Source organism: Umezawaea tangerina, assembly GCF_003002815.1.
GTDB classification, from domain to species: Bacteria; Actinomycetota; Actinomycetes; order Mycobacteriales; family Pseudonocardiaceae; genus Umezawaea; species Umezawaea tangerina.
The window spans coordinates 365,721-380,540 of sequence record NZ_PVTF01000011.1; the positions used below are offsets into that span (position 1 = coordinate 365,721).

The 14,820-nt window shown below is 71.6% G+C and carries 15 protein-coding genes; 7 read left to right on the forward strand and 8 right to left on the reverse strand.

All coding sequences use genetic code 11. From position 1 onward, the window contains the following. Positions 1-6: 6 nt before the first annotated feature. The 7 genes from CLV43_RS33935 to CLV43_RS33965 form a co-directional block, all read right to left on the reverse strand. Positions 7-822, reverse strand: coding sequence for a phytanoyl-CoA dioxygenase family protein (locus tag CLV43_RS33935; RefSeq protein WP_106192436.1), 816 nt, complete (start codon positions 820-822; stop codon positions 7-9). Then, a complete protein-coding gene (locus tag CLV43_RS33940) occupies positions 815-1,795 on the reverse strand; it encodes an NAD-dependent epimerase/dehydratase family protein (protein ID WP_106192437.1) in 981 nt (326 codons plus the stop codon). Before CLV43_RS33940 ends, CLV43_RS33935 begins: the two co-directional genes overlap by 8 nt. 10 nt (positions 1,796-1,805) lie before the next feature. Then, complete coding sequence (locus CLV43_RS33945; RefSeq protein WP_170156134.1) at positions 1,806-3,233, reverse strand: glycosyltransferase family 2 protein; 1,428 nt, start codon at positions 3,231-3,233, stop codon at positions 1,806-1,808. Beyond that, positions 3,230-4,492 carry a nucleotide sugar dehydrogenase gene (locus CLV43_RS33950; RefSeq protein WP_106192441.1) on the reverse strand — a complete coding sequence of 421 codons (1,263 nt, stop codon included), beginning with the start codon at positions 4,490-4,492 and terminating at the stop codon, positions 3,230-3,232. The genes CLV43_RS33945 and CLV43_RS33950 overlap by 4 nt, the downstream gene beginning before the upstream one ends. Positions 4,493-4,549: 57 nt before the next feature. Continuing rightward, positions 4,550-5,239, reverse strand: coding sequence for a PIG-L deacetylase family protein (locus CLV43_RS33955; protein ID WP_106192442.1), 690 nt, complete (start codon positions 5,237-5,239; stop codon positions 4,550-4,552). Beyond that, positions 5,239-6,081, reverse strand: coding sequence for an SAM-dependent methyltransferase (locus tag CLV43_RS33960; RefSeq protein WP_146175003.1), 843 nt, complete (start codon positions 6,079-6,081; stop codon positions 5,239-5,241). Before CLV43_RS33960 ends, CLV43_RS33955 begins: the two co-directional genes overlap by 1 nt. Before the next feature lie 695 nt (positions 6,082-6,776). Next, entirely contained in the window at positions 6,777-8,657 is a 1,881-nt protein-coding gene (locus CLV43_RS33965; RefSeq protein ID WP_170156135.1) for an AfsR/SARP family transcriptional regulator, read from the reverse strand. 1,487 nt (positions 8,658-10,144) lie between these two features. Between CLV43_RS33965 and CLV43_RS33970 the strand changes: the two genes are divergently transcribed. The 7 genes from CLV43_RS33970 (at position 10,145) to CLV43_RS33990 (ending at position 13,425) form a co-directional block, all read left to right on the forward strand. Then, complete coding sequence (locus CLV43_RS33970) at positions 10,145-11,161, forward strand: hypothetical protein (RefSeq protein WP_106192446.1); 1,017 nt, start codon at positions 10,145-10,147, stop codon at positions 11,159-11,161. Between the two features lie 131 nt (positions 11,162-11,292). Next, entirely contained in the window at positions 11,293-11,565 is a 273-nt protein-coding gene (locus tag CLV43_RS33975; RefSeq protein ID WP_106192447.1) for a hypothetical protein, read from the forward strand. 55 nt (positions 11,566-11,620) lie between these two features. Beyond that, positions 11,621-11,812: a hypothetical protein gene (locus CLV43_RS33980; RefSeq protein ID WP_146175004.1), complete on the forward strand. Its 192-nt coding sequence runs from the start codon at positions 11,621-11,623 to the stop codon at positions 11,810-11,812. After that, on the forward strand, positions 11,809-11,958 hold the full coding sequence (locus CLV43_RS48085) for a hypothetical protein (RefSeq protein ID WP_170156136.1): 150 nt from the start codon (positions 11,809-11,811) through the stop codon (positions 11,956-11,958). The genes CLV43_RS33980 and CLV43_RS48085 overlap by 4 nt, the downstream gene beginning before the upstream one ends. 222 nt (positions 11,959-12,180) lie before the next feature. After that, entirely contained in the window at positions 12,181-12,894 is a 714-nt protein-coding gene (locus CLV43_RS33985) for an LmbU family transcriptional regulator (protein ID WP_170156137.1), read from the forward strand. A 34-nt stretch (positions 12,895-12,928) separates the two neighbouring features. Next, a complete protein-coding gene (locus CLV43_RS48090; protein WP_170156138.1) occupies positions 12,929-13,066 on the forward strand; it encodes a hypothetical protein in 138 nt (45 codons plus the stop codon). Then, positions 13,063-13,425, forward strand: coding sequence for a helix-turn-helix transcriptional regulator (locus CLV43_RS33990; protein ID WP_170156139.1), 363 nt, complete (start codon positions 13,063-13,065; stop codon positions 13,423-13,425). Before CLV43_RS48090 ends, CLV43_RS33990 begins: the two co-directional genes overlap by 4 nt. 79 nt (positions 13,426-13,504) lie before the next feature. Here CLV43_RS33990 and CLV43_RS33995 read toward each other — a convergent pair. Continuing rightward, positions 13,505-14,820: tetratricopeptide repeat protein (locus tag CLV43_RS33995; protein WP_146175005.1), on the reverse strand; the 1,316-nt coding region annotated here is incomplete at its 5' end.

Consider the following 14,820-nt stretch of genomic DNA (forward strand, 5'->3'; position numbering starts at 1 on the left):
TGCCGGTCAGGCGGGGGCGCAGATCCGGTTCAGCGCCTCGGCGTAGGGCGGTGCGCCGGGCAGCGACCAGTCCGGGTCGAAGTAGGGGTAGCGCTCGGTGTCGTACTCGTGCCCGGCGTCGAGGAAGGACAGGACGTAGTGGCGGACGGCGGCCGTCTCCCGCTCGTCGCGCGGAACGGCGGCGTAGGACGCGCTCCACTGCAGACGGTCGCGGCCGGACAGGCTGGCGTGCCACAGGTTGACGTCGAAGACGATGACGTCGCCGGGGTCGGTCTCCAGCGCCAGTCCCGGCCACAGCGCCGACTCCAGCTCCTCGTCGAGCACGGGCGAGCCGGGCGGGTTGTTCGCCCGGTGCTCGCGCAGCGAGTCGCTGACGTCCGCGTGGTGCGAGCCCGGCAGCACGCGCAGCGCGCCGGTGCCCGCGTCGAGCGGGTCGAGGTAGGCAACGACCTTGACCGCGTCCAGCTCGCGGACGTAGGAGTCCGCGTGCCAGCTGGAGGCGTCCCGGTAGAGGATCCCCTTGGCCGGCTTGGGAACCACGTCCCGGCCGAGGAAGGCACGGGCGGCGTCCACGATCCGCGCGTCCCCGAGCAGCGCCCGGCTCACCGGTGTGCGCGGTCCGGTCATCGGCAGGTAGTACCCCTTGGTGCCGCTGGCCTCCACGACCTGCTCGGTGGGCAGCTCGTAGTTGGCCGACAGCGCTTCCAGGACCTCGGCGCGCAGCCGGGCGACCTCGTCGCCGTCCAGCAGGTTCCTCAGGACGACGAAGCCGTACGTCGTGAAGAAGTCCGGGCTCTCCGTCGTCTTCGCCCGTTCAGGCATGCTCCACCTCCAGGCGGCTCTTCCAGTGGTCCGCGACGTCGGCGATGACGTCGTCCAGGCTCCGGCGCGGGCGGAAACCCACCCGCTCCAACGCTTTCGTGGAGTCCGGGACACGGCGGCGCATGTCCTCGAACCCCTCCCCGTAGGCCTGCTCGTAGCTCAGGTGGACGATCTCGCTCGTCGACCCGGTGGCGGCGACCACGCGCTCGGCGAGGTCGGCGATGCTCACCTGCTCGGTGCCGCCGAGGTTGAACACGTCGCCGTGCGCGCGTTCGTCCTCCAGCAGCGCCACCATGGCGGGCACCACGTCCAGGACGTGGCAGAAGCAGCGGATCTGCTCCCCGCCGCCGTACACGGTCAGCGGTTGCCCCGACAACGCCTGCCCGACGAAGCGGGGCACGACCATGCCGTACTGCCCCGTCTGCCGCGGCCCCACGGTGTTGAACAGCCTCACGATGACCGCGGTCAGCCCGTGCTCGGTGACGTAGCCCTTGGTCAGCGACTCGGCGACCGCCTTGGCCTCCGCGTAGGACCAGCGGCTCTTGAGCGGCGACCCCAGGATCCGGTCGTCGTCCTCGCACAGGCCGACCTTGCTGTTCTTGCCGTACACCTCGCTGGTGGAGGTGACCAGGATCGGGACGTCGTGGCGCAGTGCCGCGTCGAGCACGACCTCGGTCCCGCGCATGTTGGTGCGCAGGCCCTGCAACGGCTTCTCGAGGATCCTGAGCACGCCCACGGACGCGGCGGCGTGGAAGACGCGGTCGACGTCGCGCACGCACCGGTCCACCACGTCGCGGTCGCACACCGAGCCGACCACCACCCGCAGACCGGGGTGGTCCGACACGGCCGCGAGGTTGGCCTCGCCGCCGATGCTCAGGTCGTCCAGGACGACGATCTCGTCACCGGCGCTGAGCAGGTGTTCGGTCAGGTGGGAGCCGATGAAGCCCGCGCCTCCGGTCACCAGGGTTCGCATGTTGCCTCCTTCACTGGGACGCCGCGGCGTTCTCGCCGAGCTCGGCGGTCGGCCAGTGCCGCGGCGGGCAGGCGAACGCCGTCGGTCCCCGCCCACCGCCCTCCCACTCGGCCAGGTCGAACTGGTGCAGCTCCCGGCGCAGGCGCACGGTGAACTCCCAGTAGGGGTGGTCGTGGGCGGCCAGCGCCCCGGCCAGGTCCGGGTCGGGCCGCTCGACCGGGGTGCTGCTCACCCCCGACAGGACGAGCACGTCCTTGCACGTCCGGTGCATCTCCGCCAGGACCCGGCTGACCGTGCGCTCCGGGAGCTGGCGCCAGTAGTCGGTGATCAGGCCGAGGTCGAAGTGCTTGTCCTCCACCGGGATCCGGGTCCCCAGCAGCCGCAGGTCCTGCCGCTGGCCGACGTCGTCGACGTGGTGCGGGTGGCACACGGCGGTCGGCGGGCGCAGCCGCTCCGGCCACCCCCGCGGGGCGCCGACGAGCAGCACCGGTCCGCAGTCGGCGACGCGCTCGACCAGCCGGGGCAGCCGCCCCAGGTGGGCGCAGTCCGACGTCCCGGTCTCCAGGCCCGCGGCGAACCGCTCGACGGCGGGGACGAGCTCGCGGGAGTTGGCGATGTCGTAGCTGCACACGGCCTCCACCTCGAGGGTGGGGTACGCGCGCACCAGGACGTGCTCGTTGCGCCGGTCCCTGACGACCTCGGTGTTGCGGTCGCGCTCGTGCGGCTGGTGGATCGTGATCGCCTCGGGGGCGAACACGGTGGGGTACCCCGCCTTCGCCAGCCGGTAGCCCAGCTCGAGGTCCTCGCACCCCTTCACCTCGAAGTCGCGGTTGAACCCGCCGACCTGGTCGAAGGCCGACCTGGGCACGCCGACGTTGAGGGTCCAGAAGAACGCCCAGTCGGCGGGGCGGGGCTCGGCCAGCAGCTCGGTGAGCGGGTCGTGCAGCGCCGGGGTCTTCGCGGCGCGGGCGAACGTCGCCTCCGCGTCGGTGAAGTCCCAGTCGTCGCCCAGTGTCATCCGCCACGCCGCGGGGGTGATCTCCCGGCCGCTGGAGAAGCCGCACACCGCTACCGGGCCGTCCGCCTGCGCCCGCAGGTGGGCGCTGAGCAGGTCGGGGTGGCACAGGCAGTCCACGTCGAGGAACACGAGCAGCCCGCCCCGCGCCGCCTCCGCGCCGGTGTTGCGCGCGGCACCCGCGCCCCGCGCCGAGTCGTGGCGGACCAGCCGGACGTGCTCGCCGTCGACGAGGTCGCCGATCTCGCCGGACAGGGGCGGTTCGGAGCCGTCGTCGACCACCACGACCTCGAAGGCGTCGCGGGACAACGACTGCGTCCGCAGGCTGCGCAGCCCGTTGCGCAGCGCCGTCGACCTGTTGTGCGCGGGGATGACCACGGAGACGGCGATCGTCGTGTCCCCGTCCGCCCGCGTGGCGGTCACAGCGCGACCGCGTTCGGGGACTTGGCGACGCCGTGCGCGTCGAACACGACGCGCGACCGGGCGCAGATGTCGTCGACGTCGTACTCCGCGTGCGGCTGCAGCAGCACCACGACGTCCACAGTGGACAGTGCGTCGAGCTCGGCCCTCGGCACGGGGACGCCGTCCACCGACCACTCCGCCAGGTGCGGGTCGTGGAAGTGCGGGCGGACGCCGCGCTCCCGCAGGCTCCTGACCAGCGGTGCGGCCGGGGTCTCGCGGGTGTCGGCGATGTCCGCCTTGTAGGTCACCCCCAGCAGCAGCACCGAGGACTCCTCCAGCGGCCGCTCGCACTCGTGCAGCGAGCTCGCCAACCGCTGGGCGAGGTAGCCGGGCATCCCCGTGTTCACCTCGTCGGCGGCCTCGACGATGGTCAGCCGCCGTCCCGACGTGCGCGCCCAGTGCGTGAGGTAGCGCGGGTCCACCGGGATGCAGTGCCCGCCCACGCCGGGGCCCGGCCGGAAGCTCTCGAAGCCGAACGGCTTGGTGGCCGCCGCCGAGACGACGTCCCAGACGTCGATCCCCAAGGCGTCGCAGCTCATCGCGAGCTCGTTGACCAGCGCGATGTTGACGTTGCGGTAGGTGTTCTCCAGCAGCTTGGCCATCTCCGCCTCGCGGGGCCCCGCGGTGAACACCGTGCGGTCGACGAGCTTGCCGTAGATCCGCGCCGCGTGCTCGGCGCACTGCGGCGTGAGCCCGCCGATGATCTTCGGGGTGTTGCGCAGCCCGAAGGCCCGGTTGCCGGGGTCGATCCGCTCCGGGGAGTACACCAGCGAGAAGTCCTCGCCCGCGACGAGACCGGTCGTCTCCAGCAACGGCCGGAAGACGTCCTCGGTGGTGCCGGGGTAGGTCGTCGACTCCAACGAGACGAGCATGTCGGCGCGCAGGAACGGGGCGATGGTGCGGCCCGCGGCGCGCACCGCCGTCAGGTCCGGTGTGCGGTCGGCGTGCAAGGGCGTGGGGACGCACACCACCACGGCGGTGGCCGAGGCCAGCACGTCGGGTTCGGAGCTCGCCCGGAACCCGAGTGCCAGCATGTCACCCACGTCCGAGTCGCTCAGGTCGTCCACGTAGGAGCGTCCCGAGTTCAGCAGCCCCACCCGTCCGGCGTCCGTGTCGTAGCCGTCGACGGACAGCCCGGCCATGATCGCCTCGTGCGCTATCCGGATGCCGACGTAGCCGAGTCCGACCACGACGACGCGATCTGTCTGTGCCGCTTCCACGTGCGGCTCTCCCCTCTGCCGGACTCCGCCCGGCCGACTACCGACTGTGCAATGGACCTAGAGGAGGGTCCGGTGGACCTCGAACGCCTCGGCGTACCGGACTCCGATCTCGGCACCGCGCAGCACGGCGAGAGCGGACACCGACTCCTCGCTGCGGATGTGGGGGACCGGCCTGTGCTGGCTGGCGTACTCGCGCAACGCGGCCAGCTTCGCGTCGAGGTGGTCGCTGATGTCCAGGAACGCGGTGCACAGGGCGAGGGGCTTGTTCGCCCACTGCAGCTTGGACATCTCGTAGCTCATGACGTGCGGCACGAGCCACTTGCCGAAGGAACGGCCGATGGGGCGCGCGGCGGCGAACGCGGCGGTGAACGTCGCCACGTGGTCCTGGTCGTAGTCGTCGCCGCTGGGCAGCAGCAGGAGGTCGGGGCGCAGCCGGTCGAGGTGGTCCTGGAACAGGTCGACGAGCTCGCGCCGGGGCAGGGTGTCCAGGCGCTCGTTGAGCTGCCGGTCGCCGTAGGCGATCGTGTACTCGAAGCCGAGCAGCTTCGCGACCCGGTCGATCTCGGCGACCCTGGCCTCGTAGGTGACCGGGTTCGCCAGCCCGTAGTGGCTCATGCCGTCGACCGACAGGTACAGGACGTGGACACGACTGCCCTCGGCGGACAGGCGGGCCAGCATGCCCCCGCAGCCGAGCACCTCGTCGTCTGCGTGCGGCGAGATCACCAGCACGGTGTCGTAGGTCTGCATCAGATCCCTCCGGCGTGCGCGGCGGTGGACGTCGTGCGGGCTGGTCTGGCTTGGATGAGGAGGTCCTGGAGGCCGCCGGGCTGTTTGCCGAGCAGGTGGCCGATGTCCTCGACACCGGTGACCTCGAAGCCCGCGAGCCGCAGCGCCAGGGTGATCTCGCGAGCCCGTCTCGGGTGCATCCGGAGCCTGCGGTACCGGACCGACCCGACGGTCGCGTCCGACTCCAGGACCTCGTAGCGCATCACGCTGTCGGCCACGCCCGCGGCGCGGTCGTAGGTGACGTGCTCCTCGACGCGGAGGTGGCGGTCCTCGGTGTAGGGGAAGAAGCCGTAGGGGCGGGTGAGGCCGTGCGGGGCGGCGGCGATCGACCCCAGCTCGACCACGTCGAACTCGGCCATGTCCAGCACCACGAGGCCGTCCGGGGCGAGCGCGGACCGGATGTTGGCGAACAACCGGTCCACCGCCGGGTCGTCGACCAGGTGGGAGACGATGTCGTTCGGCAGGATGACCGCGTCCACCGGTTCGGTGGACGGCACCTCGGGAAGGGTCTCCCGGACCAGCGCCACGCGGTCGGCGACGTCGGCGGGCTCCTCGCGCAGCCTGCGCTCGAAGTGGCCGAGCATGTCCGCCGAGCTGTCGACGCCGATGACCCGGATCCCGCTGCGGGCCAACGGGAGCAGGACGTCGCCGGTGCCGCAGCCGAGCTCCATCACGGTCGACCCGGCGGGCACGCCCGCGAGCCGGTCGGCGTAGATCCGGTCGAAACGCGGGGCGTAGCCGATCTTCAGGGAATACAGCTCCGGATCGTAGAAGGCGTCCGACATGTTCGTCTCCAGACTCACCTTGGATCCGCTCCTCGTCTCGTGACAATCATCGGCACCGGATGTCGCCCTGCCTGCCGGTCGGGACCTGTGAGCATGACGGGCGAGTTGGTGATGTCGTCTTCTCCGTCCAAGTGGAACCCGACCGGCAAGCGCTAACGGGCACGGTGAAGACGTTAGACATTCGTCGTGGGAAATCGCAATGAACGGGATCTATGAACGGTATTCGCCGAATATTCGACCGGGTACACCTGTTTTCAGCGTCTCATTGCGTCGATTTCCGGATGGGCTCGGGCGGCGTGTCGGCGGGGAGTGGACGCAGGTGCTGTCCACGACGGGCCGCCGCATGCGGACCTGCGGCCCGGCCTGGCGAACGTCCGGAGGTCATGGGGCTCTACCAGGCACGTCTGCTGGGGGATGGGGTGCGCCCGACCGTGGCGGGCTCCTGGCTCATGGCCATCGGGATCGCGCTGCACCCGGCCCGCGCGGGAATGGTCGACCCGGTGCGGCGGGGGCGGCGGTGTGAAATGAGGTGCCGTGGGCGCGCTCGGTTCTTTCGCGTCGGACGGAGTGGTGGAAGTAGTGATCGTCCGCTGCCTCGGCGGCCGTGGCCGCCATGCCCGCCGGTCGGACTCGGACGTCACCGCACGGCATTCCTCCGGCGGTCGACCGCCGAATTCCACCGGGCGATCGGAAACGCGCGGCGGAATTCGGCGTCAGGCGATCCGGGACGCCGGGTCGGGCTGTTCGTAGTGCAGGCGACCGTAGTGGCGGGCGAACGACCACAGCAGGTGCGAGTAGCGGTACTGGCCGGGCGAGGGCGACTCCAGCACGGCCACGTCGACCAGCGACTCGACCAGGTCCTCCGCCTCGCGCTCGGCGACACCCAGCACCGCGCTCGCCGCGCGCAGCCCGAACTCCGGGCCCGCCGAGGCCATCGCCAGGAACGCCCGGTGCTGGTCGTCGGTGAGCTGGGCCTCGATCGCCCGGAGGGCGGCGAGCATCGACCGGTCACCGGAGCCCAGCCTGATGGCGCCCGCGGGATCGCTCGCGAGCCTCGCGGTGAGCATGCCGAAGCTCCACCTCGGCCTGGCGGCCAGGTGCGCCCCGGCCGAGCGCACCGCCAGCGGCAGCAGCCCGCACACCTCGACCAGCGCGAGCGCGCCCGCCCGGTCGGCGGCCACGCGTTGCGCGCCCACCACGGCGCCGAGCAGGTCCAGCGCCTCCACGGCGGTGAAGACCCCGAGGCACACCCGTTCGGTGGTGGGCACCCCGAACGGGGGCGCCCAGCCGGTGATCAGCACCCCGCACCCCGCCGACCCCGGTACCAGGGGGCGGATCTGCTCGGCGACGCGGACGTTGTCCAGGACGACGAGCACCTTCCTCCCGTCCAGGACGGTGTTCACCATCTTCGACCGCTCCGGCACCGAGTCCGGCACCGCCTCCGCGGCCAGCCCCAACGCGCGCAGGAAACCTTCGAGCACCCCGGCGGTCGTCGACCCCGCGCCCGCGGCGCCGAGGTCGGCGTACAGCTCGCCGTCCGGGAAGGCGTCGTGCACCCGGTGCGCGGCCTGCAGCGCCAGCGCGGACTTCCCGACCCCGATGGTGCCGGTGACCGCGACGACGGCGGGTGAGCTGCGGGCAGGTGCCGTGAGGGCGCGCACCACGGCGTCGATCTCCGCGTGCCGACCGGTGAAGTCCGCGGTCGCCGAGGGCAGCTGCCGGGGCACCGGGACCGCCGGCGCGGGCCGGGGCAACGCGGTCGCGGTACGGGCGACCGGCTCCGCGACGGGCGGTTCGCCGGCCAGGATGCTGTGGTGCAAGGACTTCAGGGCCGCACCCGGTTCGATGCCCTGCCCCTCGACCAGCGCCTGGCGCAGGCGGCTGAACACGGCGAGCGCGTCGGTCTGCCGCCCGGCCGCGTGCAGCGCCCGCATGAGCAGCTCGTGGACGTGCTCGCGCGACGGCTGCTCCGCGGCCAGCAGGGTCAGCTCGGGGAGCACCAGCGCGTGCCGCCCCAATGCGAGCGCGAGGCGCAGGCGCTCCTCGGTCCACGCGAGCCGCAGCTCGCCCAGGCGCACCCTCTGCTGCTCGGCGAACGGACCCGGCAGGCCGGACAACGGGTTGCCCTGCCACAGCGCGAGCGCGTCGGCCAGCAGCTTGTCGGCGGCCTCCAGCCTCCCGTCGGCACCGGCCTGCCGGGCCCGGCGCGCCAGGTCCTCGGCGAAGTCCAGGTCCAGCCCCAGTTCCGGGACGACCACCCGGTAGCCGTCCCCGACCGACAGCAGGACGCGGTGCGCCCCGCCGCCCCGCTCCAGCAGCGTGCGCCAGCGCCACGCGTGGGTGCGCACCGTGGACACCGCGGCGTCGGGCGGGTTCTCGCCCCACAGCGCGTACACCAGTTCGGCGAGCCCGCTCGCGCGTCCGGAGTGGAGGAGCAGCGCCGCAAGGAACGCCTGCTGCTGCGGCGACGCCGCGGTCAGCGTCCTGCCGTCGCGCATCGCCCGCACCTGTCCGAGGACGGCGAACCGGGGCGCGTCCCGGTCCGGGGCACCTTCGTGTTCCTGTCTCCCGACGAAACGCTGGATGTCGCTCATGTTCCTCTTTCGGCTGCATTCCACTCCGAGCTTCGGCCGTCCGGCGTGGACGACCTCTCGGATGTCGCTGAGCTGCGCTGAACCGGAAACCGGACCGCATGGTCCGTGCACGACCGCCGGTGTGCCGGGCGGTGGGCGGCGAATCGATTGTCCGCCGCGGGAACCGACGTGTTTTGTCCTGTCGATGTCCATGCGTCGCGGCGGAGCATAAACAGCTCCCGGCGAACGCGGCAAGATCGGTGGAACACCCGCGTCCCGCTGGCGGGACGGTGTTTCCGGTCAGCACTTGTCCGGTCGTGACCACGAATTTGGCATTAGGCAAAACAACGGCGGCCGACGTGTTGTCCCGAAGTCGACCATGCGTCCGCGGGTGCCCGACGGAAAACGTCGGGTCCGGCGCGTTCGCGGCCATTAGGCGATCGGACGACGGCGTTATTCACGTGCCTGGTGGCCGTCTCGCGCGCAAGTAGGACTTTTCGTCGCCCCAAGTCCCTGTTACCGCCCCGGCTCGTCGCCGGTGCGCGTGCGGGTCCTCCGTCGATCCGCCACTCGTGCCACCGGTGGCACGACCGGATGGTGGGACGTGTTGGTCCTCCGGCAGGTGGTGGACGGGCCGACGCGGCGCGCGGCACCGTCCGGCCGACGTCGGCATCTCGTCAACGAACGGGGTCCCGTGGTCGACTACCGCGAGAGGGCGCAGGTCGGCGGCGTCCCGCCGGCGGGACGCGGGCGCACCGGTCCGGGCCCGGCGCCGACCGCCGGGTACCGCTCACCGGGACACCGGTTTCGGCGGTGGAACGACGGCGTCGGCGGGCGGAGGTGGTCCGGTCACCAGGGGCGTTGCAAGTGGTGCATCGTGCCCGAATTGCGGGAGAGTACGTGAACCGTTGGCAGAACCGGAAAACCGGCCCGAGTTGTTTGCGATCGGGGCCCTGTTGCGGGAGTCTGCGGCAGGCAAGAAGGTCATCGGCGTCGTCGTCTTCGTCCGATTCGCGGTGGAGTCGGCCGGGCGATGCGGATGGGCGCGTCAGGAGAGTTCGGAGTATGTGCTTTGCGAGCAGCGCCAATGGTGTCACCGCATCAAGTGGTCACCAGGGGGTCGGCAGGCGAGTGGCGTAGACATGCCATCTGCGGGGCCCGGCCGCCGGCCGCCGAAGGCGTCCGGTTCGGCGCGCGTATTCTGCTGTACTTCGATCTCCGGCTCCCTATTGTTCAGAGGTTTTCCGAAGGGTATTGCCCGCGGGCTGAAGAGCACTCGCCACGGCTTGCCGTACAACGCGGCCGGGGTGCGTGGTCGCACCCGTGGTGCACTTGGTGGGGTTCGGGACTGCTGCCTGGCGGCGACCAGGTCAACTCAATAGGAATCACGTGCAATCGCCGGTGGCGGCCGGGTGGGTTCGGACGGCCGGCTGAACTGTGGAGTACGCCATGTCACGTTGTCACACGAGCCGATCAGCGGTTGTCCGTCGACGAGGGGAGGTGTCGTGATGGCGGGGTCGTCCCAGTCCTTGCCGCCCGCGCGCCTGCTGCTGGTCTTCCCGGACCCGGCGCTCGTGCGCAAGGCCGTGCGAGCGGGCCTGGACGTCCGCGTCGTGCTCGACGGGCGACAGCGTGCCGAGGACATCCCGCTGCCCGCCGACCGCGTGGTCGGAGTGGACGGCCGTGGTGACCGGGGGACCGCGGTGGTGGTCCGCGAGCTCATCGGCGAACACCGGGTCACCCACGTCCTCGACGGCGCGGGTTTTCCCTTGCGCGATCCGCTTTCCGCGGCCGGGTCCGACGACGACCTCTTCGGGCGCGAGCTGGTCCCGGCCTGGCAGTCCGCGGTGGGGGAGTACACCGCCGCGACGGTCGACGAGGTGCGCAAGGTGGTCGGCGACCTGGGCTGGCACGCGGTGATCCGCGCGGACCGGGAGCAGGTCGTCGTCCGGTCGGGGGAGGACGTGGACGAGTGGGCGCGGGCGCGTGAACCGCACTCCGGCCCGTTCGCGGTCGAGAAGCTCGACTCCGACCCCGAGGTGGTCGTCTCCACGCTGACCGTCGACGGCATGCACCGGGTCATCGCCATCACCGAGCGCGTCGAGGAGGCGGGCGCGAGGTCCTATGTGTACCCGGCGAGCCTGCCCGAGCTCAGGATGGTGCGGGTGAGGGCCGCGGTCACCAGCATGCTCGACCTGGTCGGCCACGAGTTCGGCCCCGCGCAGACACGGGTCGCGCTGACCGGTCCCGAGCCCCGCGTCCTGCGTTCGCGGCCGTGCTTCAGCGTCGACGGGATCTCCGAGCTGATCGAGGTCGCCACCGGGTTCGACGTCGCGACCGAGCTGTTCCGGGCGTTGGCCGGGGCGCTCCTGCAACCGCCGCGACCGCGGTGGTTCGCGGGGACGCGGTCCTCCTGGCCTCCGGGGTCCCCCGGTGGGGACCGGGAGCCGAGCGTGTTCGCGGAAGGCGTCTCGCCGGAGGTCGTCCGCGAGCGCTTGGACGAGGCCGGAGCACCGTCGGACTGATCCGAGTCCTTGTCCGTTTTGCTCGAGTTCCCTTTTCATTCCCTCGCACGGGTAACGCAGGCGGATCTCAGAGGAACCGCCACTTCACAGGATTGGAGCCAAGCCGAAGAACAAGTGCGAGGGAGATCGACATGAACGAGACGACCCGATCCGGTGGACGCTCCGACGTGACCCGACAGGGCGTCGCCCGGAGGCTGTGGGGCACGGCTGCCATGGCGGTTCTGGTCGCGGTCGCCGGTGCCGGCTACCTGGACGCCACGCAGGAGTCCCACGCCCCGCACGGCGTGCACCTCGTCACGGCGTCCGGTTCCGAAGGGCGGTCGGCGCTCGGTGCCTCGGACGTGCCGGACTGCTGTTCGGAGGAGGGGCCCAGCTCGGTCCCCGGCGGCAAGTCGAACGCCTGATCCCCGAGGACGACAGCGGTGTCCAGGCGGTCGGCGTTGTGGGCGGGTGACGGGCGTGGTCCCGCATCGGCGCACGGCGATGCCCGGCGCGTCGGACCCGGAGACGACCGGGGACGCGTGGATCGCCCGCACCTCCACGGACGTGCGGTGGACCACCACCGAGTCGAGGATCTACCCGTCAGCAGTGGTCGAGGCCGCGGAGCGGCCGCCGAGGGCGTCGGTGCGAGCTCTCGAGGAGAAGGCATGAGGACCATCCCGACCGCCCTCCGGTACGCCGGTCGGTCGCGGTGGGTGCACGACACGGCCGAGCCGGGCAGGCGCCCGGAGGCCGCGCGACGCGGGTACCGGTCACGGGCCGCGTCCGAGGACCACGGCACGGCGCGCCGCTCGTAGACGCGCAACACCTGAGCCGATCAGGGTCCTTCCCCCCAAGACACGCCCGTCCGACGGGCTCCAGTCCCGCTCATGGGGCTTCCTGGTGCTGCGCCGGGAACGCCTCCGAACCCCGTTGAAGTGTGCCGGTTCCCGGACGCGGTCGTCCAGCCCGCGTCACCGGCGGTCCCCATCCGATGCTCGCACCCACTCGGGCATTTCGCGAACGAAAGGTCGAGCACCATGGGAACCACAGCGACTCCGCCCGGTCACGGCCTCGGCGACCCGCGACGTGAGGGGAACGGTCACGGACCTGCGCCCCGCACCCGGCAGGAGCCGCAACGCCTCGGGGACTCCGCCGGGCAGGTGCTGTTCTCGCGGGTCGGGCTGAGGCTCCCGGCCACGCTCACCTACGAGGGCTGGGCCAGGGCGGGACTCCAGATCGCCCGGATAGCCGACTCGAGCGCGTGGTGCCTCGGGGACTGGCTGATCTGCGGTCAGAAGGAGTACCGCGACCGCTACCGGGTCGCGATCGCCGAGGCCGGGCTGGACTACCAGACGCTGCGCAACTACGCCTGGATCGCCCGCAGGTTCGAGCTCTCCCGCAGGCGCGACCAGCTCAGCTTCCAGCACCACGCCGAGGTCGCCGCTCTTCCCGACGACGAGCAGGACCGCTGGCTGGACGAGGCGGAGCGCAACCACTGGTCCCGCAACCAGTTGCGGGAGACCATCCGGCGGTCCCGGATCGGCTCCGAGGACCTCCGGCCGCCCCCGGAGGTGGTGCTGCCGCGGGTCACCGCGCCGCAGGCGCAGGTCCGGTGGTGGCGGGCGGCGGCCGAGCAGGACGGTGTGGACTTCGAGAAGTGGATCCTGATCGCACTGGACGGCGCGGCCCAGGTCGCCCTCGGACAGGGGCCGAGCGGCCGGGACGACGACGGTGCGGACCAGGACGGATGACCACACGGGAACCGGGGCGGGAGGGTCGGGCGCCATGACCGGCACACCGGAAACGGGATGCTCCAAGGACTTCGCCGCCTGCACGGGCATGGGCGGGTGGGCCGTCGCGGCGGTCGCCGGAACACCGCGCGGGTACCACGTCGGCTCCTCCGGTGAGGGGTGGAACCGGTGAGCGCGCCAGGGGCGCGGCCGGTCCGGGTGGAGGTTCCCCTGGTGTTGCGGCAGGACGAGCCCGAGAGGTGCGGCGGCTGTCCCTTCACGGGCGCGGGCCCGCGCAGGCGCCTCACCCCGCTCGACGCGACGATCCTGGAAGCCGTCGCCGCGGGCGCGTCCAGTCTGCGGATCGCCCGCGGGCTGCGGCTGAGCAGGCAGGCGGTGGACTACCACGTCAAGAGCCTGCAACGGAGGCTGAACGCGGGCAACCGCGCCGAGCTGGTGGCGCGGGCGTGCGCCACCGGTGTGCTCGGGGTCGACCAGTGGCCGCCGAAGGTGTCGCCGTGCCCCGACCTCGGGCACCCGCGGTGCCGTTGACGGGCGGGATCCCGGTGGTGGAGGATTCGTTGTCGCGCAACGGGGTCGGTCGCGCTGTCCGGAGTGGACCCCGCCCGCTTCAGGTGCGAGCGGTCAGCGGGACACCCATGTCGGCGAAGCCCTCGCTGGCCTGCCGGAGGTGTTCGCGTGCGGCTTCGGTGCGTCCGAGTGCGTTCTCGGCTTCGCTGAGGCCGGCGAGTGCGCGGGCTTCGGCGATGCGGTAGCCGATGGCGGAGGCGACCTCGTAGGCGATGAGGTGGTGGGTGAGGGCGTCGGTGTGTCGTCCTTGGGCGCGGCGGAGTCGGCCGATGATGTTGTCGATCTCGACCTGGCGGGTGGTGGTCCAGTGGCCGCGGTGGTTGCGCAGGGCCAGGTCGGCGTACTGGTCGGCCAGTTCGTCGCGGCCGAGTCGGTGGTGGGTCAGCGCGGACAACGCGAAGACGAGTGCGGCGTTGCCGGCGGGTGCGCCGAACTCCTCGACCAGTGCCCTGGCGACGTCGAGCTGGTGGTCGGCTTTGCCGTGGTCGTGCATGCCCAGGTGTGCTTGGGCGAGGCTGACGCAGGCGATGATCTGCTGGCCGCGGATGTGGAACTCGTTGTCCAGGGCCACGGCCCGGCTGGCGGCCTCGACGGCTTCGGGGTAGCGGCCCCATTCCTCGTAGAGGGAGCTGAGGTTGACCAGGGACTCGGCCTCGGCCCGCCCGACACCGAGTTCCCGCTTGATGCGGATCGACTCCTGCAACATCGGCAGCGCCTCGTCGAACCTGCCCGCGTGCGCGGTGAGCACCCCCAGCATCCCGATGCCCTTCGCGAACCCCCGCTTGTCGTCGAGGTCGCGGGCGATCTCCAGTGCTTCGGAGGCGGCTTTGATGCCTGCTTCGAACCGGCCGAGCTTCCAGTTGGCGACGGCGGAGTTGGACAGGCTCAGGTGCAGTAGTTCGCGGTCGCCGAGTCTGCGGGAGGACTGGACGGAGAGCTGGGTGATCTCGGCGAACTCGGTGTAGAGGCCGATGGTGTCGAGCTGGAAGACGACGTTGCGGGTCAGGTGGCCCGCGTGCCGGTCGAAGCCCTGCTCGTAGGCCAGCACCGCGGCCGCCTCGAGGGTGGCCCGTTCCCTGGCCAGCCATGCGCGCGCGTTCTTGTGGTCCAGCAGCCGCGCTGGGATGGGTGGCGGGTCGGTGACCCCTGTCGGCAGTCGGACTCGGCCGCTGAACAGCATGTCGCAGACGTGGTCGCTGGTGTGCACCAGGTAGTCGAGCAGGCCTTTGAGGGCGTTGGGGACGTCGGAGGCGTCGGAGTGGTCGGCGTGGTCGGAGTTCTTGAGGATCTGGCGGACGAAGCTGCGGACCAGGTCGTGGAAGGTGTAGTAGCCGAACTCGTGCTGCTGCAACAGGT

Bases quoted from the DNA above. Each gene is read 5' to 3' on its own strand.
- CLV43_RS33935 (WP_106192436.1), bottom strand. From the start codon at position 822: ATGCCTGAACGGGCGAAGACGACGGAGAGCCCGGACTTCTTCACGACG.
- CLV43_RS33940 (WP_106192437.1), bottom strand. From the start codon at position 1,795: ATGCGAACCCTGGTGACCGGAGGCGCGGGCTTCATCGGCTCCCACCTG.
- CLV43_RS33955 (WP_106192442.1), bottom strand. From the start codon at position 5,239: ATGCAGACCTACGACACCGTGCTGGTGATCTCGCCGCACGCAGACGAC.
- CLV43_RS33965 (WP_170156135.1), bottom strand. From the start codon at position 8,657: ATGAGCGACATCCAGCGTTTCGTCGGGAGACAGGAACACGAAGGTGCC.
- CLV43_RS33970 (WP_106192446.1), top strand. From the start codon at position 10,145: ATGGCGGGGTCGTCCCAGTCCTTGCCGCCCGCGCGCCTGCTGCTGGTC.
- CLV43_RS33975 (WP_106192447.1), top strand. From the start codon at position 11,293: ATGAACGAGACGACCCGATCCGGTGGACGCTCCGACGTGACCCGACAG.
- CLV43_RS48085 (WP_170156136.1), top strand. From the start codon at position 11,809: ATGAGGACCATCCCGACCGCCCTCCGGTACGCCGGTCGGTCGCGGTGG.
- CLV43_RS33985 (WP_170156137.1), top strand. From the start codon at position 12,181: ATGGGAACCACAGCGACTCCGCCCGGTCACGGCCTCGGCGACCCGCGA.
- CLV43_RS48090 (WP_170156138.1), top strand. From the start codon at position 12,929: ATGACCGGCACACCGGAAACGGGATGCTCCAAGGACTTCGCCGCCTGC.